At 36.7% G+C, this 20243-nt stretch carries 22 protein-coding genes and 1 tRNA gene; 9 read left to right on the top strand and 14 right to left on the bottom strand.

What is annotated here, in order from left to right; all coding sequences use genetic code 11:
- Positions 1-6: 6 nt before the first annotated feature.
- Positions 7-1272 carry an ammonium transporter gene (locus BKO01S_RS13970; protein WP_066054990.1) on the bottom strand — a complete coding sequence of 422 codons (1266 nt, stop codon included), beginning with the start codon at positions 1270-1272 and terminating at the stop codon, positions 7-9.
- Between the two features lie 228 nt (positions 1273-1500).
- Positions 1501-2070 carry a DUF1836 domain-containing protein gene (locus tag BKO01S_RS13965; protein ID WP_066054987.1) on the bottom strand — a complete coding sequence of 190 codons (570 nt, stop codon included), beginning with the start codon at positions 2068-2070 and terminating at the stop codon, positions 1501-1503.
- Positions 2071-2206: 136 nt separating this feature from the next.
- Here BKO01S_RS13965 and trhA point away from each other — a divergent pair, with 136 nt between their 5' ends.
- Positions 2207-2854 carry a PAQR family membrane homeostasis protein TrhA gene (gene trhA, locus BKO01S_RS13960; RefSeq protein ID WP_066054984.1) on the top strand — a complete coding sequence of 216 codons (648 nt, stop codon included), beginning with the start codon at positions 2207-2209 and terminating at the stop codon, positions 2852-2854.
- A 75-nt stretch (positions 2855-2929) separates the two neighbouring features.
- On the opposite strand, the gene BKO01S_RS13955 is transcribed toward trhA, so the two are convergent.
- The 6 genes from BKO01S_RS13955 to BKO01S_RS13930 form a co-directional block, all read right to left on the bottom strand.
- Entirely contained in the window at positions 2930-3790 is an 861-nt protein-coding gene (locus BKO01S_RS13955) for a manganese catalase (RefSeq protein WP_066054981.1), read from the bottom strand.
- Positions 3791-3997: 207 nt separating this feature from the next.
- Positions 3998-5074 (bottom strand): CopD family protein, encoded by a 1077-nt coding sequence (locus BKO01S_RS13950; RefSeq protein ID WP_066054978.1) that lies wholly within the window; start codon positions 5072-5074, stop codon positions 3998-4000.
- Position 5075: 1 nt separating this feature from the next.
- Positions 5076-5609 (bottom strand): copper resistance CopC family protein, encoded by a 534-nt coding sequence (locus BKO01S_RS13945; RefSeq protein WP_066054975.1) that lies wholly within the window; start codon positions 5607-5609, stop codon positions 5076-5078.
- 20 nt (positions 5610-5629) lie between these two features.
- The gene (locus BKO01S_RS13940) at positions 5630-6658 is read right to left on the bottom strand and encodes a flavin-containing monooxygenase (protein WP_066055034.1); all 1029 of its coding nucleotides are present in this window, start codon (positions 6656-6658) and stop codon (positions 5630-5632) included.
- 282 nt (positions 6659-6940) lie between these two features.
- Complete coding sequence (locus tag BKO01S_RS13935; protein ID WP_066054971.1) at positions 6941-7330, bottom strand: cupredoxin domain-containing protein; 390 nt, start codon at positions 7328-7330, stop codon at positions 6941-6943.
- 74 nt (positions 7331-7404) lie between these two features.
- Complete coding sequence (locus BKO01S_RS13930; RefSeq protein ID WP_066054968.1) at positions 7405-8382, bottom strand: NAD(P)H-dependent flavin oxidoreductase; 978 nt, start codon at positions 8380-8382, stop codon at positions 7405-7407.
- 267 nt (positions 8383-8649) lie between these two features.
- Here BKO01S_RS13930 and BKO01S_RS13925 point away from each other — a divergent pair, with 267 nt between their 5' ends.
- Positions 8650-9228, top strand: a complete 579-nt coding sequence (locus tag BKO01S_RS13925) for a class I SAM-dependent methyltransferase (protein WP_066054965.1) — start codon at positions 8650-8652, stop codon at positions 9226-9228.
- Positions 9229-9348: 120 nt separating this feature from the next.
- Positions 9349-10206, top strand: a complete 858-nt coding sequence (locus BKO01S_RS13920) for a metallophosphoesterase (RefSeq protein ID WP_066054962.1) — start codon at positions 9349-9351, stop codon at positions 10204-10206.
- Between the two features lie 223 nt (positions 10207-10429).
- Here BKO01S_RS13920 and BKO01S_RS13915 read toward each other — a convergent pair whose 3' ends face one another.
- From BKO01S_RS13915 to BKO01S_RS13910, 3 genes are all read right to left on the bottom strand, one after another.
- Complete coding sequence (locus tag BKO01S_RS13915) at positions 10430-10930, bottom strand: hypothetical protein (RefSeq protein ID WP_084362083.1); 501 nt, start codon at positions 10928-10930, stop codon at positions 10430-10432.
- A gap of 315 nt (positions 10931-11245) precedes the next feature.
- The gene (locus BKO01S_RS24415; protein ID WP_157077374.1) at positions 11246-11395 is read right to left on the bottom strand and encodes a hypothetical protein; all 150 of its coding nucleotides are present in this window, start codon (positions 11393-11395) and stop codon (positions 11246-11248) included.
- 132 nt (positions 11396-11527) lie between these two features.
- Positions 11528-11600: transfer RNA gene (locus tag BKO01S_RS13910), tRNA-Val, on the bottom strand.
- A 233-nt stretch (positions 11601-11833) separates the two neighbouring features.
- Between BKO01S_RS13910 and BKO01S_RS13905 the strand changes: the two genes are divergently transcribed.
- The 5 genes from BKO01S_RS13905 (at position 11834) to BKO01S_RS13895 (ending at position 15618) form a co-directional block, all read left to right on the top strand.
- The gene (locus tag BKO01S_RS13905) at positions 11834-13099 is read left to right on the top strand and encodes a S8 family peptidase (RefSeq protein WP_066054954.1); all 1266 of its coding nucleotides are present in this window, start codon (positions 11834-11836) and stop codon (positions 13097-13099) included.
- A 147-nt stretch (positions 13100-13246) separates the two neighbouring features.
- Positions 13247-14461: a tetratricopeptide repeat protein gene (locus BKO01S_RS13900; protein WP_066054951.1), complete on the top strand. Its 1215-nt coding sequence runs from the start codon at positions 13247-13249 to the stop codon at positions 14459-14461.
- A gap of 9 nt (positions 14462-14470) precedes the next feature.
- A complete protein-coding gene (locus BKO01S_RS25025; RefSeq protein ID WP_269748527.1) occupies positions 14471-14602 on the top strand; it encodes a hypothetical protein in 132 nt (43 codons plus the stop codon).
- A gap of 530 nt (positions 14603-15132) precedes the next feature.
- On the top strand, positions 15133-15294 hold the full coding sequence (locus tag BKO01S_RS23980) for a YozQ family protein (RefSeq protein ID WP_084362077.1): 162 nt from the start codon (positions 15133-15135) through the stop codon (positions 15292-15294).
- Between the two features lie 102 nt (positions 15295-15396).
- On the top strand, positions 15397-15618 hold the full coding sequence (locus tag BKO01S_RS13895; protein WP_066054948.1) for a hypothetical protein: 222 nt from the start codon (positions 15397-15399) through the stop codon (positions 15616-15618).
- Positions 15619-15636: 18 nt separating this feature from the next.
- On the opposite strand, the gene BKO01S_RS13890 is transcribed toward BKO01S_RS13895, so the two are convergent.
- The 3 genes from BKO01S_RS13890 to BKO01S_RS13880 form a co-directional block, all read right to left on the bottom strand.
- Positions 15637-17589: a TRAP transporter permease gene (locus BKO01S_RS13890; protein WP_066054945.1), complete on the bottom strand. Its 1953-nt coding sequence runs from the start codon at positions 17587-17589 to the stop codon at positions 15637-15639.
- Positions 17579-18106 carry a DUF1850 domain-containing protein gene (locus tag BKO01S_RS13885; protein ID WP_066055031.1) on the bottom strand — a complete coding sequence of 176 codons (528 nt, stop codon included), beginning with the start codon at positions 18104-18106 and terminating at the stop codon, positions 17579-17581. Before BKO01S_RS13885 ends, BKO01S_RS13890 begins: the two co-directional genes overlap by 11 nt.
- 115 nt (positions 18107-18221) lie before the next feature.
- Positions 18222-19223 (bottom strand): TAXI family TRAP transporter solute-binding subunit, encoded by a 1002-nt coding sequence (locus tag BKO01S_RS13880; protein ID WP_066054940.1) that lies wholly within the window; start codon positions 19221-19223, stop codon positions 18222-18224.
- Between the two features lie 250 nt (positions 19224-19473).
- Here BKO01S_RS13880 and BKO01S_RS13875 point away from each other — a divergent pair, with 250 nt between their 5' ends.
- Complete coding sequence (locus BKO01S_RS13875) at positions 19474-20202, top strand: alpha/beta hydrolase (protein ID WP_066054936.1); 729 nt, start codon at positions 19474-19476, stop codon at positions 20200-20202.
- Positions 20203-20243 lie beyond the last annotated feature (41 nt).

Genomic DNA, 20243 nt, shown 5'->3' with positions numbered 1-20243 from the left:
TTATTATTATGAAGAAACTTTTTGATTTTCACTAGTTAAAAATACTTCAGGGTATCCGTAGCTACCATGTTCACTTACATCTAGACCCATAATTTCTTCCTCTTCCGTTACACGCAGTCCGCCAAGTACCTTCTTCGCAATCACAAGAATGACGAACGATACTACAAATGCGTATAGACCAGATACACCAACACCCATTGCCTGAACTCCAAGCTGCTCTAAACCACCACCATAGAATAATCCCGGCTTACCAACTGTTGCAAGTTCTGGTGTTGCAAAAAATCCTGTTGAAAGAGTTCCCCATACCCCAGCTGTACCATGTACAGATAAAGCAAAGATTGGATCATCAATTTTTCTCTTTTCAAAAAATCTCGCGCTATAGAATACTAGAATCCCAGCTACAAATCCAATCACAACCGCTGCCCAAGTATCAACGAACGCACAAGACGCTGTTATTGCTACTAAGCCTGCAAGTGCCCCATTTAAAATGGTAGGAATATCTGATTTCCCTAATACAACCCAAGAAATAATTAACGCTGCTACTGCACCAGCACCTGCAGCCAGGTTCGTGTTAAGTGCTACAAATCCAAAGAATCCTGCATCAACAGAAACCGTACTACCAGCATTGAATCCAAACCAACCTACCCAAAGAATAAGAACACCTAACGCTGTGAATACTTGGTTATGTCCATAAATATTGTTCGCAGAGCCATCTTTATTATATTTTCCAATACGAGGCTTTAATAGTATAGTAGCTGCAAATGCTGCCATTGCTCCAGTTAAGTGAACAACTGTAGATCCAGCAAAGTCTTGCTTTCCATGTTCTGCTAACCAGCCACCGCCCCAAATCCAATGTGCAACGACTGGATATACTAACGCTGAGAATAATACAGTAAAGATTAGATATACGGATAATTTCGCCCGTTCAGCAAATCCACCAAGAGCTATTGTAATTGCAATACCTGCAAATGCTAATTGGAATAAAAAGAATACGGAAGAATTAAGTGCTAAATCTAATTCTGCCCCACCGTAGAAAAAGTTTGAAAGGCCTACAAAGAAGTTAGGATTATCACCAAAAATAAATCCAAATCCTACTGCCCAAAATACCAATGATGCTAAACCAAATGTAAAGATGGTTTTTCCAGCAATGTGGCCAGCGTTCTTCATCCGAGTGGACCCAGCTTCTAGCATGATAAACCCACCGATCATGAAGATAACTAACACTGCTGATACCATTACCCATAGACTGTTCATTAAGTAGTTTACATCCATTTTTCTTTTCCCCCTCAATTTAAGTTGTGTAACTTTTCTTAACATTATAGTGTCATAAAAGTTAACATTAGTTCGATTAAGTTTATTTTAAACGATATATATAAAGAGTCAATATTATTTACAAACATTCTGAAAATACCATGTTAGATAATCTAACAAACATGAGATGTAAACCCTTTCTTTAGGGTAACCAACAAAAAACACCCTCTTCCATAAAGGAAAACGGTGTTATTTCGTACTAATTTCGTCAACAAGCTTTTCAGCTACCCGGCGATAATGATTACTGATATTAATTAGAGAAGCAATCAGAAGAACATTCTTTAAATATAAATTACCTTCCTCAGTGGTGCCTTCCATTTCTTCAATCACATCTTGCCAGTGTGATTTCACCTCTTCGTTAAAAGAAGTTACATTTTTCATAGCAAGATTTAGGAAAGAAGCATAGAATTTTTCTAAATCGAGATTACCTGACTGAATCCCTTCGTTTAATCCAACTAAAGTGGTTTTAATATCATTAATAGACAAGCCACCCTTAAGCTGGAATATTAGACTAATTAGTATAAGGTGTTCCTTTGAATACTTCTTATTTTTTATAGGAATGAATAGTTTATCCTTTGCGTAATTGTTTATCATTGTTTTCGTTAATATTTTCTCTTCTTCATTTCTTTTCGTTTCACTAAATTTCTGATCAAACAATTGAATGACTTGATCCATATATAAATCAATTGCTGGAATATCTTCCATGGTAATTTGTTGCTGTAACCCTAGCTCTTCAATAAGCTTGTCTATATGCTTCATCAAACTCTCCTTTTTCTCGTCATGTACATTTTAATTTTACTTCACAATTGTTCATTAGTAAATGTTGACTAGTTGTTGTAATACGTATACTATAATAAGTAGTTATAAAAACTACATGCAAAAAGGAGAGAAGCAAATGCTTACCTATATTAGAGAACCAATAAATGGCCTCACTCACCTAGCGGGTGCCATTCTATCGTTTATCGCGTTGTTAGCTATGGTCATAAAGGCAGCACTTACAACGAATTCTGCCCTTACAATTACAGCTGTTATCATTTTTGGGATTAGCATGATTTTGCTTTATTCAGCTTCTGCTACGTATCATATGGTCGTTGCAAAGGATTCGATTATCGCTATTCTTCGCAGGCTGGATCACTCGATGATTTTTATATTAATCGCAGGGACATATACTCCTTTTTGTCTTATAAGCTTGAATGGTATAACAGGATGGGTAATGTTTTCTATTATTGTATTTGCAGCACTTTGTGGAGTCTTATTTAAAATGATTTGGTTCAATTGTCCACGTTGGTTGTCAACCTCTATCTACCTTTTAATGGGTTGGATGGTCATCTTTGTCGCTTCCCCACTTGCAGAGATTCTAAGTAGCGCTGGTTTATTCCTACTTGTACTTGGAGGTATCTTTTACACTATAGGCGGGATTATCTACGGAGCCAAACCAAAATTTCTTCAATCACGTTATATGGGTTTTCATGAAATTTTTCATATCTTTATCATGCTAGGAACGACCTCCCATTTCCTATGCGTGTATATGTATGTATTATAATGGAAATCACCATATCTAATGGTACCCTAAAGAGGGCCATTATCCTCTTGGATAATGGCCTCTAGTAGCTATGATTTATAACATACTCGGAGGAATTTTTCCCTTTACATCTTTAAGTACAGCCGGAGGTGTATCATGAATATATGGTGGGGCAGGGTTTAACTTAGGTTTCTTAGCAAGAGGTACCGGATTCTCTACATATTGGAACACTCCTTCACCGTCCATACTTGGACCGCTAGCCCATCGACCGGCGGCACTTTCATTTCCAGCCGATAAATTAAACAACACATGGGATACTTCTCTTTTTTCCAAATTACGAGGGAACGTACTTGGAACTACAACATTTTCTTTAGCTTCTAGTTCCTTAATAGCTGCAATCCACTGGTTTTGATGCATCGTATCACGAGCGATTAACCAAGAAAGCATATCCTTGACTCCTCGGTCATTTGTCATTTCATACAATCTTACTACCTGTAATCTCCCCTGTGATTCAGCATTTAAATTCGCTCTGAAATCAGCTAATAGATTTCCGCTGGCAATGATATAATCTGCCGTCCATCTATTGCCTACACTATCTGCCGGCATTGCACCAAGTCCAGAAACAATCGCATGTTGTGGGTTCATTCCACCTAAAATAGCTCCAAGAACAGGATCTTTAGCAGCGTCCTCCAAATCTCCAACCGGAGCTCCATCTAACAGTCTTGCAATCATTGTCGCTAACATTTCAATATGGGCTAACTCTTCTGCACCCGTATCCATTAATAAATCCTTATATTTCCCATTACCACGTACAGCCCACCCTTGGAACAAATACTGCATCGCAACAGATATTTCGCCGAATTGTCCACCTAGCACTTCCTGCAGTTTTTTCGCATACAGCGGATCGGGCCTTTCAGGTTTCGCTTGATACTGTAGTTCCTTTACATGATAAAACATTCAGTCACCCTCCATTTATATGGCCGTCTTAACATTCCTAATGAAATCGCCATGTTATTGTATGGAATCGCTTATTGTTGGGTGCTAGTACTAGGAGATAACAGAAAAAAGGTGAGATATACAAGTTTTCATAAATGTATATCACCTCCTAATTTACATCATAAAGGTAGTCTTTTTTTTAAAAAAAATTATTTGTAAACCGAAATCTTATACAGTTAAAGAGAACATTAGTCCGAAGTACATGGTAAATATAAAACTAATGCCCAAAAACACAGCAGCTAGTGGTTTAACTTGCTTAACACTAGCATAAATCATCACTAAAAATAGTAAAGCCATTACTAGTAAAATCATGGAATTACTATTGCCTCTTAAACCAATACCTAGCGACGTAAGAATCTCTTTACCTAAAAGCCATTCTACCCATTCTGAAGCCCCTTCCGACTTTACGGTAAAATCAACTTCGTGCGGGGGAGATAAAGTACCCATAATACTGGTGAAATAATAGGCGATTAAAATAAATATACCTTCTGCTTTTACCCATGGACGGGGGTTATAAATAGATGCCATTTGGATTTTTTTTAGCAACGCTCCGTTAATAAAGGCGAAAAGTAGTAAAGGAATTATACTAATATGTTTGAGCAAGAGCATCTGACCGTAGGGTAGTATCCATGAACTAATATAGTACTTTGGCTCAACAGCATAAATCATTAATGAAATACCACTCCCGAATATGATAATTAAGCAAAAGATAGCAAATGGAGTAAACCACCTTAGGAATCTCGACCATTTTTGCATGTCATTTGAAAACCATGCCACATGTATAAGGATTCCTGTCCATAGTGTTACTGCTAGGAAGTGTGTAGAATGAGCAAACAAACCTCCCAAAAAGGATAACGATGCTATATGGCTTCCATATCCTACTGTCAAAACCATTAACAGAAGTAAAATAGCTTGTATATATTTAGAACCCTTTAATAATATTGTGATCCAAAAGAACACCGATAGAAAACCCGTTATTATCCAAGCTCTCCCCACTTGAAAATCCGTTAAGACCGAGTAGGTAGCTAAGGTAAAACCAACCGATTCACTGAAATATGAGATAACTTGCGCAACAGGCCCAAGACTACAAACGTAGATTCCTAATAGAGTTAAGAGTATATATTTCTTAGAAACTTTGCTTGTAGGTTTACGATCTCCGGAAACGAATTGAAGCGCGACATACCCTGAGAGAACGGAATAGAGTATATAGTTAATTAGTTCTGTAACAGCAATTAAAAAGCTCATATTATATCTTCTTTCTGAAAAGAGTAACCATACCAATTATTAATAAAAGCAAAACGACTCCCGGTATGACTATTTTTCTGATATGGTTATTGCTAGTATTTTCACTGAGGCTAACATTTACATGTTCATTATGGATTTTTTCTTCTTGGACTGGTTCCTCTACCTGTTCACTTTTTTCTTCATTAGGCAATTGAACCACGAAGGGAATTTCTCCTGTAATTGGATGTCCATCCTCTCCAGCAATATTCCAGTTAAGTAAATAAGACCCACTCTTAAGGGGTTGATCTAATACTCCAACTAATTGATTTCCTTGAGTTTGTACACTTGTGAAATTGATCTCTTGCCCATCCTTCATTAAACTCATTGTACTTAACGCTTCAATTTCTCCGGCAAATGAAAGATTAATTTCTTTCATTTCGTCTGTAATTACTTGACCCGATTCAGGGTAGGAGGAAGATAATTCTGTGTGAGCAAAAACCACTGTTGGCAATACCCCAAATAATACACTGGTAAAATAAATAAATAATCTTTTCATATGTCATAACCTTTCTACTTTTACAGTTTGTTAGAGATATACCTAGCATCCATTCCAACACCTTGTAGTATGGCAGAACCTTTTCGATATTGCCAAGGCATACCTAGAAAAAATAACCCTTTTTTGCTAGTGACTCCTCTCTCATGTATCGGAAGTCCGTTGTTGTCAAATATAGATGGGATATCAATCCACGAATAGTCAGCCTTAAATCCTGTAGACCAAATAATATTGTTTACTTTTAATAAACTCCCATCATCAAAGGCCACCTGTGACCCTTGTGCTGACATTACCCTCGGTTTAATGGTGACCTTCCCTTGTTTGATTTTTTCTTTCAGTTCGAAACCAAAGATGGGATCAGGCATATTCTTTAAATATTTTCCTATCTTACTATTCACATTAACCTTTAATACACCTAATTTATCAAACCACCAAAAGATACTCTTGGTTCCAATATCTTGAGGAAGAAATCTTAAGGGATGACCTACAGATAAATAAACGTTTCTATCTTCGGCAATCTCTGCTGCAATTTGTGCACCCGAATTCCCTCCACCTACAACAAGTGTTATACCTTCCTTCAACTGGCTAGGATTCTTATACTTGGAAGAGTGTAATTGCATGATTCCTTTTAATAGATTTTTATAAAATTCAGGGATAATAGGCTTTTGAAAGGGGCCAGTTGCTACAACAACATTTCTGGCTCGGAACTCCCCCTTATTTGTTGTAAGTACATAAGAATAATCCTTCTCTTCTAACTTCATAATATATGTATTTAGTTGAACTGGAAGCGAGAAGGTTTTAGCATATAGAGATAAATACTCACTTATCTCATTCTTCGTTGGATAACTCTCTTGATTACCCTCTAATATTAGGCCGGGTAAGGAACTATATATTCTAGGAGTAAAAAGGGTTAATGAGTCATACCTTTTCCTCCAACTCTCCCCAATTACACTCGATTGATCAAGAATAAGAAACGATCGTTTACTCTTTTTTAAGTAATATCCCATGGCTAATCCCGCTTGACCAGCACCTACAACAAGAACATCATACATTCCCATATCTCTCCCTTTCTATTATGTAGATGACCTTTTCCCCTGTCCTCACATAATTGATGACTCAACCCCCTTATTCAAACACCCACTTGAATATTACTATATGAAATTACTTACTAATGGTCAAATCAATGAGTTCCATCAATCAGAACCGATATTGTTTGAGGTATTTTTTTTCAGCAAAATTAAAGATCTGAGTCCGTAGAATAACGAAATCAGATCTTTGAGGTTGCCCTATAAATACTTGTCTAATTTTTACAGGTCATCAATTGACCCATCTTGTTATTTGACTATTACTTTCCCAACCATACCTTCCTTGATATGGTACCGACATATCAGTTCATATGTACCCGGGTTTGTCGGTTTCACTGTGATGGATTTTTCTTTTCCCGGCTGGACTTCCACGTCAATTCCAAGCTTTTCGACAGTGAAGGTGTGCTCTTTTTTACCCATGTTTTTCAATTTCAATGTTGTCGTACTCTCATTGGGAATAGTGATTACATTAGGATTAAAATAATTATCATTCAACTCGACCTCAATCGTTTTTACCGTCTCCATAGGCTGTGTGATGACGCCGGATTCGGCAGACACGCCGATTGAAGCTGGTATTGACATAACCGCAAGTATCCCAAGTAAGACAACTAGTCCTGTGAACCACTTTTTAACAAACATTCGCAATCCCTCCTTTCTTAGGACTATTTTTTTCTAATTTATAAAATATTATCACTATAATTTGGGTTCTGCGTTTATTCGTCGGTCCGTCCCTCAATTATATTATTTACACGGGCCAATCCTGTTTCTGCAGTTACAATCATCTCATCAAATAAGTTTTGAACCGTAGGGATATTGTTGATTAGACCTATTATCTGTCCTGCCCATCCGAAACCTTCTGTTTTACTTCCATCGTATATATATCTGGCATTAGCTTTACCGCTGATCATATCTTTCAAATCTTCATAGGTTGCTCCGCCCTGTTCCCGTTGGATAATCCCCTGTGTATATTCAGATTTTAAGACTCTTCCTGGTGACCCCAGTGTTCTCTTAATCACAACAGTATCCGTCTCTGTTGCGCTTAAAATTTCCTGTTTATACTTTTCATTTGCGTGAACACATTCTTGAGTGGCTATAAAGCGAGTTCCCATTTCAATTCCTTCGGCCCCAAGTGCAAAAGCGGCCAGTAAACCGCGGCCATCTCCAATACCCCCACTGGCTAGTACCGGAATGGATATAGAATCAACGACACGGGGAACAAGTACCATTGTACCAATATCGTCACGCCCCAAATGTCCTCCACCTTCCTGTCCCACAGCCATTACCGCATCTGCACCTAATTCTTCCGCTTTCTGCGCTTGTCTAACCCCTGATACAAGTACAAGTGTTTTCATGTCTTCTCCTTTAATTCGTTCAAAAACAGGTTGCGGATTAGCTCCCGTTATAGATATTGCTGGTACCTTTTCCTCAATAGCAACCTCAAGTAGTTCTTGATATTGACCATCATGTCTAGCAATGGCAAAATTCACACCAAATGGCTTATTAGTAAGTGTACGTACTTTAAGGATTTCCTCGCGAAGTCTTTCCGGTGTACGTAGTGTTGCTGCAGTAATTTGTCCAAGCCCTCCTGCATTTGAGACCGCAGCTGCTAATTCAGCATAAGCAAGATAGGCAAGGCCCCCTTGCACAATTGGATATTTAATTCCAAAAATCTCCGTTACTCGTGTTTTCATAGTCTCTTCCACTCCTTTTTAAGGATGTTTTTGGTTATTGGGTTACCTATTCGACACAAAAGGTTACTAATCCTATAGAACGGTTCCAAAAAGGACTCTACAAAAAGTAATTGCTATCAAAAAAGCATCCCATATTAAAGGAATGCCTCCGTATCGTAATCCTATCGGAAATGATTTTTTACTTCCGGCTAAAATAAATCCCATATAAACATAATAAAGAAGATTGTTAAAAAATAATTAGAAAACTTAATAAGGAGTGAAAGTAAGTTGGAATTATCTCCATCTTTTTATCATAGGTTAGTTCGCCCGAAATGGAGTACAAGAAAGTATATTCACTCGAATATAAAACAACATTTCCCTCTTGAAAATAAGGTTGTTCTAGACTTTGGAGCAGGCACTGGGGCTAACTGTACTTTATTCAATCCCAGTCATTACTATGGAATAGAACCCGATTTAACTCGAGTTAATTTTGCCAAAAGAATGTATCCAGAATATTCATTTGATGTATTTGAAAATGATCAAATACGACTAGCAGATCGTTTCGTTGATATTGTATTAATTGTTGCTGTACTTCATCACATTCCGCCTCAAAAAGTGTCAATTTATATTAAAGAATTTCAAAGAATTTTAAAAAACGATGGGAGAATTATTGTAATTGAGCCATATTTAACCGATCATAATCCTATTAGTAATTGGTATATGAACAAATATGATAATGGGAATTACATACAAAAAGAGGATAGTTACTTAGATTATTTTCATCAATTAGGTTTTAAATCAGAAGTGTTAAAAAGGTACCGAAAATGTTTTTTCTATAATGAATTGTTCTTTTCAGCATACAAATAAGGAGGACAATAAGGTAGACATTCCCCGGCTTCTTAGATTTATTTGTTAATAACACTATCAATTACCATAACTCTTTTGTCCTTTGTTATGTATAATTGGAGTCTAGAAGGGGGAATGTTAATGAACTTTATTCTAATGATGGCAATTATAATCATTCTGTTATTATTGATTAATAAAGCCAATCGAAATACCCATGAAGTGATTATTAATAAAATTAATATAAATTCTCCGCTACAACAGCCAAACCAATTTGTACCGACTTTAAATATTCTTCAACTCTCTGATTTACACTTAGAAAATATTTCCATTACTCCAGATCAACTTTATAATAAGCTGAAGCATGAAAAACTTGATCTAATTGCGTTAACGGGGGATTTCCTAGACCGAAAGCGTTCGATTCCTAAGTTAGTTCCTTATTTAACCGTCTTAAATAAATTGGGGGCTAAACATGGTATATATGCAGTACTTGGTAATCATGACTATATACTACGAGACAAGAATCTCAATATGTTAATTGAGACGCTTGAAGCTCACAACTGTAAAGTACTGAATAACCAATCTGAAACGATAATTGTTCAGGGGAACCCCGTTAACATAATTGGCATTGATGACTTTAGTACAAAACGAAGTGACCTATCCACTTCATTTGCTAACGTTAACCAAGGGACGAACTTAGTTTTAACTCATGATCCTAACATTGTTCTTCACATGAAAAATTATCACTTTGATTACTTGTTATCTGGTCATTTTCATGGCGGACAAATTTGTTACCCTAAAGCATACCATCTAGTTAAAATGGGGAAACTTCCACGAATGAATATAATCAAAGGACTTCATGTAATGGACGGAAAACCATTCTATATTAATGAAGGATTAGGACAAACATCATTTAATGTTCGCATTGGCAGTAGACCAGAAATTACTCTTCATACACTAGAAATATCCCCTATTGAAGTTCCTAAAGCTAATGCCATCTAAGACGGTGCTCCGTCTTTTTTATTGTGGAAACAGAAAAAGAGAGTGTCAAAAGACAACTCTCTTTTTTCTAATGATAAAAAGAATAAAATCCCGTGTACAATACTTGTATAATTACATAAAAAATTTAAGACTGGGGATATTATATTTCAACTACTAATATTGTTTTTTTATGTATATGAATGTAGCTGACAGGAAAGAGATATCAGCTACATTCAATATAAATTTATTGTTGGTAAGATTGATTACTGTTCATACCAGAGCTCATACCCATTTGCCCTTGGTTTTGTTGCTGATATTGCTGTTGTAATTGCTGTTGTGATTGGTTAATTTGCTGAGAGATTTGATTTAACAAATTAACGGACTGTAGTGATTGTTCTACATTGCTTAACATTTGTGTAGCTTGGTGAATAGATTGCTGTAACTGTTGGAATGTTTTTTGCTGTTGTTGTTGAGCTTGTGAACTAAATTGTTGTAACTGGCCTAGCAGTTGATTTGATTGCTGTTGATTTGATTGCTGTTGATTCTGTCCAGAATAAGACATAGAAGATTGTTGTCCACCTGAACTTACTTGGTTTAACGCGTGTTGAATTGTTTCTAATTGGCTTTTCAAAGGTGTTAGCTCCTCACCGATTTCAGCTTCAACCTTTGCTGCAGCTATTTTTTCAATTTTGTCATTTTCTGTAGACTTAACACTTTCTTTAATAACTTTTGTTTCTTTTTCCATAGCAAATTCCTCCTTGAATTGGTTCTTTTGTAAAGGTCTTGTTATCACTGCTAAAGGTTTATTTCGGTTATTCACAAATGATACCCCTATAGCAATAGCTAACAAAATAAATAGGAAGAATAACATTCCGAAAATGGTAATGCACCTCCAATGTCCTCCCTCTAAACTCACCGGGTAGACAAATATATTATCTTCAATGTCTAATATATTATTTAGGAAAATTTAGCCACTGTTCCGTTAAATAAAAGGCTAACTAAAGAGAATAAAAAAGGGACCCTCATTTTGGGTCCAATTGTTTCAGTATTATTATCTTTCTTAAGGTTCAATTTTTCTGGTTACTTTGTTGTCGGTACTAGCAAATTCGGTACCATATTTACCAGATGAACCAGCCTGGTTACGCAATGCTTCCGCTTGATTAGCCTCGACCTCTTCAGCAGTATTTCTTTCCTTTTTCTTATCTACCATTTAAAGTCACCTCCAACCTTAATGTAACCAAAAACCCCTCATTTATATAATTGGGTAGCAATGACTCGTTTAACATAAACAAAAAAGGCCCAAAACCCTAAAAAATATAGGGTTTTTGAGCCTTTTTTAAGATGACCTGTGAGGGACTTGAACCCCCGACCCCCACCCTGTCAAGGTGATGCTCTCCCAACTGAGCTAACAGATCGTTATAAAGTACATCACTTATTATACCTGATTTAAAAGATTTGTCAATATCAAACCCTTTATATTAAAATTTTCCTTGATTAAATTTGAAATAATCCCCCTTCCTCTCTTTTATATCAAGAAATTTTCCCAACTTTTAAACTCTATAAGTCTATTGATTTTGTCAGAAAATTATCACTATACTAACCTTACAACCTCGTAGGTTGAACCTTTAAGTCAGGAAGGAGTTCATTCATGAAAAAAAGAACTTTAGGATCTGTGCTTATTAGTGCAGCAATGGGATTATCATTATTTGCGAGCGGTGCCTTAGGTGCCCAGCAGGAGAGCGCTTCAAAGGATACGTATCGAGTTCACATTCAAGGACCTCAGAGTGAAAAGGTAAAAGCAAAGCAAGCATTCGGTTCACGATGGGATTTTGGCACGGACGGATTTACAACATCTGTAAATGAAAGTCAATACCATGCTCTACTTAAAAACAAGAATCTAACTATCCAGTTAGTCGAAGAAATAAGTCTTGAGAATCGTACAGAAGCAAAAGCAAAGCCTGGAGTATCTACCCAAGCTCTCCCAACTGACCAAACCCCTTGGGGAATTCAAGCCATTTATAATGATAGTTCCGTACAACAAACATCTGGTGGAGCAGGAATTAAAGTTGCTGTATTAGATACCGGTGTGTACACAAGCCATATTGACTTAGCAGGTTCAGCAGAACAGTGTAAGGACTTCACTCAAAATCGTTCACCTTTAATAAATGGCTCGTGCTCCGATAAAAACGGTCATGGAACGCATGTTGCAGGGACTGTTTTGGCACACGGTGGTAGCGATGGCCTTGGTATCTATGGTGTGGCACCAGAGTCTGATCTTTGGGCGTATAAAGTGTTAAATGACCGTGGTTCTGGGTATTCCGATGATATCGCTGGAGCCATTCGCCACGCAGCCGATGAAGCTACTAGAACAGGTTCCAAAGTTATTATCTCCATGTCTCTTGGCTCAAGCACAAAAGATACCATGATTGCGAATGCAGTTGATTATGCTTACAGCAAAGGTTTGTTGGTAGTTGCAGCTGCCGGTAATAGTGGTTCGGCAAGCAATACGATTGGCTACCCTGGCGCGTTAGTAAATGCTGTTGCGGTGGCTGCACTAGAAAATGTACAACAAAATGGTACTTACCGTGTTGCTGATTTTTCTTCAAGAGGTAACCCAAATACAGATGCTGATTTCGTCATTCAAGAGCGTGATGTAGAGGTATCAGCACCTGGTGCAGCAATTGAATCAACTTGGTACAATGGTGGATATAACACGATTAGCGGTACATCCATGGCTACTCCACATGTTTCCGGTTTAGCAGCTAAAATATGGTCGGCTAGTCCATCCCTAACACATACACAACTAAGAAGCGAATTACAAAATCGTGCAAAATTATATGATATTAACGGCGGAATTGGTACAGCAGCTGGAGATGACTATGCTTCAGGATTTGGATTCCCTCGCGTAAGATAGGTATTTTTTCAAAACCATCCTATATTCTCTGGATGGTTTTGTTATGTTCGAAATACCGTCCTTTTTTCCTATATTCGAAAAAGTCTGAAAAACAGGTTTACATTCATGGTAACGGTGATAAAGTAAAAGAATTAGGAGGTGATTTCGTTGCAATTTGGACCTTTAATTAAATATTACCGGACACAAAAAGGGCTTACCCAAAAAGAGCTTGCTAATGGAATTTGTTCCGTTTCCCATTTGAGTAAAATTGAAAACAATGGAAAAGAAGCTAACGATGAAACCGTCTCTCTCCTTCTCGATCGATTGCATATTAGCATGAATCGTGCCGAGGAACAGGAGAATATTATCGGACACTTACTAACGAAATTAAATGAAAAAATTTACTTTTATCAAAAAAAAGAGGTTGAGGATATTATCATCCAGTTAAAGGATTATGAAGCCATTATTCCATTTACCTCTTACCTACATACTTATGAGCTGTATAAGATGCGCTACCTATTATTTCTTGGTATTGTAGACCGAGCTGACCAACAAAAGGAAATTCTAAATAAACTTAAGAAATCATTTTCCCAACATGAAATCTATTTATTTAATTATTGCATTACGGTACTGTATATATTAAAGGGTCAATTTGAACAAGCGGATCAACAGTTTGACACGTTATTTCCTGTAAGTCATGACTCTTCTGGCGAATTCTTATATTACCGTTCGATGGTAAAGGCAGCCTTACAAGAGTCCGGTCATGCGATTCACTTTGCAAAAGCGGCCCTTCAGTCGTATATGAATGAGCATAATTTTATCCGAATCCTCCATTGCCTAATGCTATTGGGAATTAACTATACTCATTCTGGTATCTTTGAAGAAGCGAAGAGCTGTTTTCAACATTTAGAAAGAAATGCCATATTATTAAAAGAAACAAATCTCCTACCTCAGATTTATCATAATATCGGGCTTCTTTATAAAAAGCTTGAAGACTACGATGAAGCAATATTTTATTTAAATAAAAGTCTTTCCTTACAACTACCACAAACTACACATTTTCTCATCACACAGTACGTTAAGGGCCAAGTTGCTTTTGAGATAAAACTACATAAGGTAGCAAAAGAAGCCTTTACTATTACGTTCACTCTATCTGAAACTTTAAATAATAAAAAGTACTCCATTCTTTCAAAATATTACCTGCTAGCACTAGAGAATCATTCAAAGTCAATCCAATATGTTATCTTAACAGTTATTCCTTACTTAGAAAGTTCTAATGAGAATAAAGATGACTTGCTTATGTTTTATCAATTACTTTCCAAGCATTATCAATCAAATGGTATGTTTGAGAAAGCAATATATTATTTAAATAAAAACAACTAGGAGGATTTTATGAAAAAAATAATCTATTCTATTGTTGCTATCGCTTGTATTCTAACAGCTTCAACAGGTGCCTCTTTTGTTCTTTCAAGTTCAGATTCTCCACAAGGACACCCAATATTACCCCCAGTGAAAGAAGCATGAAAAACGGCGGTCTGAGAAACCTCAGATCGCCGTTTTTCTATTCATGTTTCCTAAAAAACTACATATTACTCACTAACTAAAATGAGTATCTAATTAAAATAATTATAAAAAGGGATTGATTTTTTAATGAGAAGTGTTATCATTGAAATATAAACTTTGGAATTATTGAAGATTTTAAATATCCACTTTTAAGAGAAGTAAAGGATGTAGCTAACAAGTTAACAAAACTTCGTGTCATTGTCATCAACTTGAGCTTAATGTGTATGTAAAGCTTGTAGTGAAAACTAAGTAATAATAAATAAAAAAGTAGGCGATAATATGTATAACAGTGTATGCTCTAAATGTCAAACTCCCATTAAATATTTAAAACATAGTGTGATTTGCAAGTGTGGCAGTAAATGTAAAACTAGAAAAAATTAATATTACCCTTAAAACTGCGAAATATAAGCAGTTTTTTATTTTTTATTTTGTATGGGCTACTCTCTTTTATCAAAAAATAATCAGGTAAATGACTGAGAGGTGGTTACTTTATGAAAAAGAGTGATTCTTCACAAATTGCTGGGAAAACTTTTGAGCCTTCTGACTATAATGGTAAAAGTCAGCTTGAAATGGGGTTAGCTGAGACACACGAACAAGTAAGTGATGATTATTATGAAGGAACGATCGACCAAGAACTTGAAAAAAATGAGTAAAGAAAAAAGTGTGGATTTTTATCCACACTTTTTTATTACATTGAATAAAGAACGTTTGTTCGTATATAATGATAGTATAAACCTAAATCGTGAGGGATGAAAATGCGACGATTTTTAAGTAAGGCACTAAACGAAAAACAACTAATAGAAATCATCTATATTTCTGACAAACAAACGATTACTCAAAGAACCATTCAAATAAGCGAAATCAACCAACATACGATTCGTGCCTACTGTTTATTACGTAAACAAAGCAGGTTATTTAAAATAAATAATATATTATCCGTACTACCGAAAAAGCAAAAAGAGCCTTTCATTAGTTAGGCTCTTTAGCTAAATTATTTAATTTACTGCCGTTGTTGGTTCAGCTCTTTTCACCAGTATTTGGAGCGCCACTAACACACCAAATATTACTAGACCAATGATGTCTGTCATACCCTCTGGATAAATAAGCAATATTCCTCCAACAATCCCAGCAATTCTTTCAAACCAAAACAGCTTTCTCATCCAATATCCAATAACCCCTGCTCCGATTGCCATCATACCTGCAAGTGCAGAGAAAACGACCCAAATGAGATAAGTCCATGTCGTATTAATCATAAGTAATTCTGGAGATAAAACAAACATATACGGGATAATAAAGGCTGCAATCGCTAGCTTTGCCGAATTTACCCCTGTTCGAATTGGCTCGCCTCCCGATACCCCAGCTGCTGCAAAAGCTGCTAAAGCTACCGGAGGAGTGATATCAGCTATGATTCCAAAATAGAACACAAATAAGTGAGCTGATAAGTCAGGAACACCAAGCAAAATAATCGCTGGCGCGGCAATCGTTGAAGTGATAACATAATTAGCCGTTGTTGGTGATCCCATTCCTAAAACAATGGCTGCTAACATAGTTAGCATTAAAGTAGGAATCAAAGCACCACCAGCTAAGTCTAAAAGTCCATTAGCAAGCTTTAAGCCTAATCCTGTCTTAGTTACAACTCCAACGATAATTCCAGCCGCTGCCGTAGCTGCCGCTACTCCAAGCGCTGTTCTTGCACCATCAACTAAAGCTTCAATCATTCCTCTAAGACCGAGGCGTGTTTGTTTATTTATTGCCCCGACAATAATGGCGACAATGATAGACCATAATGCTGCCCGAGTTATTGTCATACCAGAGGTCATCAAGACAATAACAGCAATGATTGGAGCTAATAAATAAAATTTCTTTAAGACTTCTTTTCGATTAGGCATCTCTTCTTGCTTTAATCCACGTAAACCTAGTCGCTTTGCTTCGAAGTGCGTCATGATCCATATTCCAGCAAAATAAAGCAAGGCTGGAATGGCAGCTGCTTTTGCAATTTCCCAATAAGTGATTCCACCAATGAATTCTACCATTAAGAATGCAGCTGCCCCCATGATTGGAGGCATCAATTGCCCACCTGTTGAAGCAGCTGCCTCAACTGCACCCGCAAACTCCTTTTTATAACCAAGCTTTTTCATCATCGGAATCGTAAAAGATCCAGAAGTTACTACATTCGCTACGGAGCTACCACTAATGGTTCCTTGTAAGGCACTAGAAAAGATTGCTACCTTCGCAGGTCCTCCAATTCTCTTGCCCGCAATCGAAACAGCTAAGTCATTAAAGTATTGACCTACCCCTGTTTTCACAAGGAAGGCACCAAATAGTAAAAACAAGAAAATATATGTTGAAGATACTCCAAGTGGTGTTCCGAGTATTCCTTCGGTTGTATAAAACATCGTTTGGACGAGTCGTTCTAGTGATAATCCTCTATGTGCTAGGAAGCTTGGCATATAAGGACCATATACGGCATATGCCAGAAACACTAAAGCAATTATCGTAATCGGTAAACCTACTGCACGTCGAGTCGCTTCAAGCACGAGAATAATAGCAAGTATTCCGATATAGAAGTCCATTGACGTTAGCATCCCTACTCGTAATACTAAATCATCAATCATTAGTGGCCAGTATGCTCCTACTGCCACTGAAGCAATAGCTAGTATTCCATCGTACCACGCTATCTTATGATGCTTTCCTCTTTTATACTTTCTTGCAGGAAATAGCAGAAAGATAAGGGCCAATGCAAAGCCCAAATGAATAGAACGTTGTAATTGAGCAGTTAACACACCGAAAATCCCTGTATATAACTGGAATAATGAAAATGATAGCAAGCCAATAAACACAATCCAGCCAAGTACTCCTGTTAATTTCCTCGTGCCTGCTTCCGGATCATACTTTTCTAAAAGTTCATCTTGTTGTTCTTGTGTTAAAGTTTCAAATTTATCCGCCAATGATATTCACTCCTTTCCATTGTTGATAAAGGTTCATTTTGGTAACCTTTATTCTAACCCAAGTACCGGGCTCAATGTATTCATTTAAAGGGTAGTTCTTGTTATTAAACATAACCGTATGGTTTGCACGCACTTTTCCTGTTCTTAAATCGAAATAAGGAAAGAGTCGATTCATGTTTTTTATATAGTACTTTCCATTCTTTTGTTCAAAGATTTCTCCATCTGATGCGTTTTCAGGCATACCAATCGAAAAATCAGAAAATTCCAGTTCAACTTGTTTGATCTCATCTTTAGTCGTTATCTTATAACTTTCAACTACATCTGATAGATGAATCGAATGTGTATATTTTATTTTAAATTCTGGATTTTCACCGAGTGGAATATATACAAGAACCTTTCCGGTGTTCTCTAACTGAAAAGTTAATGCTTTTTTATATGGAATGGTTGATAAACAAATGATGAGTAACAAACTGAGGAATAAACTTTGAAAGGACTTGCTTTTAATCATTTTCCCCATTCGAACACGTCCATTTTCTAGTACATATTTCTCTCTTAAAAGCGAAAAGTGACCGACCAAAATAACCCTTAATGGTTATAAAAGCCGGCCGGTCCTATTTTCACCAAACTACTGATTATTCAGCTTTAATACCTTTTTCATCGTAATACTTCTGTGCACCTGGGTGGATTTCAATTCCTACACCATTTACAGCATTTTCAGCTTTGATCAATTTACCTTTAGCATGTGTAACCTTATCAAGATTTTCAAAGATTGCCTTCGTAATATCATAAACGACATCTTCAGGAAGATCAGAACTTGCAACTAGCATTGCTTGAACAGCAACCGTTGCTACTTTATCAGTAAGTCCGTACGTACCAGCAGGAACTTCGTCCTCAATATAGTAAGGATATGCTTCAATTAATTCTGCAATTTTATCCGTTGCAATCGGTACGATTACAATATCTTCTGTTGCAGATAAACCTTCAACTGCACCTGTTGGTGTACCAGCTGTAACGAATGCAGCATCAATTGTTCCATCTTGGATTCCTGCAGTAGATTCGTCAAAAGACAAATCTTGCTTTTGGATATCATCGAAAGATAATCCGTGAACCTCTAAAATTTGTTCTGCGTTAGCAGCTGTTCCTGAACCTGGTGCTCCTACAGAAACCTTTTTGCCTTTTAAGTCTTCTACAGACTTAATTCCTGACTTCGCTGTAGTAACTATTTGAATGGTTTCAGGGTATAATGTCCCGATTGCTTGAACATTATCAACAGCATTTCCTTCAAACATTAATTTTCCTTCTTTAGCGTAAGAAGCAATATCTGTTTGTGTAAAGGCAATCTCTGCATCACCAGCTTTTAGAGTTGTCATGTTTTCAGCAGAGGCACCTGATGTTTCAGCATTTGTTTCGATACCAGTTGCATCTGAAATAATCGATGCAAATGATCCACCTAGCGGGTAGTATGTACCACCAGTTCCACCTGTTACAATACTAATGAATTTTGGCTTTTCAGCACCTGAATCACCGCTATCCTCAGCACCACTTCCCTCGTCTTTGTTTGCTCCACAAGCTGCGAGCACAAGTGACAGTACCAACATTAGAACGGTTGAAAGAAGAAAACGTTTCTTTTTCAATGGAATTCCCCCTTTTATAAATTTCCAGTATTTCGTATTTAATTTTATCATAATCTGTCATCTGTTTGTCAAACTATTTGGTACAACTAGCATCTTCCCTCCACTTCTCGAACACCCATTATTGTACACAGAAATACTTTATGCAATTTCATACAGTGCTTATACACTAGTAAAATAAAACCTATCTACACACACTATTTATGATAAAATTTTAATAGTACCTTTATATTCCAGTTAGGAGGAATGCTTAGTGAATATCCTAAAAGGAACAATTCAAGACTTAACATTTTATAGTAACGAACTTAACGAAGAAATAAACCTATTGGTATATAAACCAGCCAACTTTTCTCCATTGTATAAATACCACCTTCTTGTTACAGCTGATGGGAGGGATTATTTCCAATTAGGTAGAATAGCAAGGGTTTGTGATGAATTACTTTCTGTTAAAGAAATTGAAAACATGATTGTCGTTGGAGTCCCTTATTTAGATATTGAGGATCGCAGGGAAAAGTATCATCCAGGAGGCAAAAAGCATGAGGCTTACATCCGCTTTTTAGCTCATGAGCTTATTCCATTCTTGGATAAAGAGTTTCCAACCTTTCATATGGGGATGGGACGGACATTAATTGGTGATTCACTGGGTGCTACTATCTCTCTTCTCACTGCAATAAGATATCCAAACACATTTGGGAAGGTAATTATTCAATCCCCTTATGTTAATGACCTCGTTCTGGAAAGAGTCGCTATGGAAAACACAACAAGCCAACTATCTATTTACCATAGTATCGGTTTAAACGAAACATCCGTAAAAACAATGAACGGTAAGGTTCAGGATTTCTTAACCCCAAACCGTGAACTGAACAAATACTTAAAAAGTCATTCACTAGCCTATGTCTATCATGAATTCGATGGCGATCATACTTGGACGTATTGGCAAGGAGACCTGAAATCGTCATTAAAAGCGATGTTTGGCTCATAATAATACGGGTATGACGAAACATGAATGGGTATAATTATATA

The organism is Robertmurraya korlensis NBRC 107688 (assembly GCF_001591645.1).
Classification (GTDB): Bacteria; Bacillota; Bacilli; order Bacillales; family Cytobacillaceae; genus Robertmurraya_A.
This window is presented reverse-complemented; position numbering and strand designations above follow the sequence as displayed.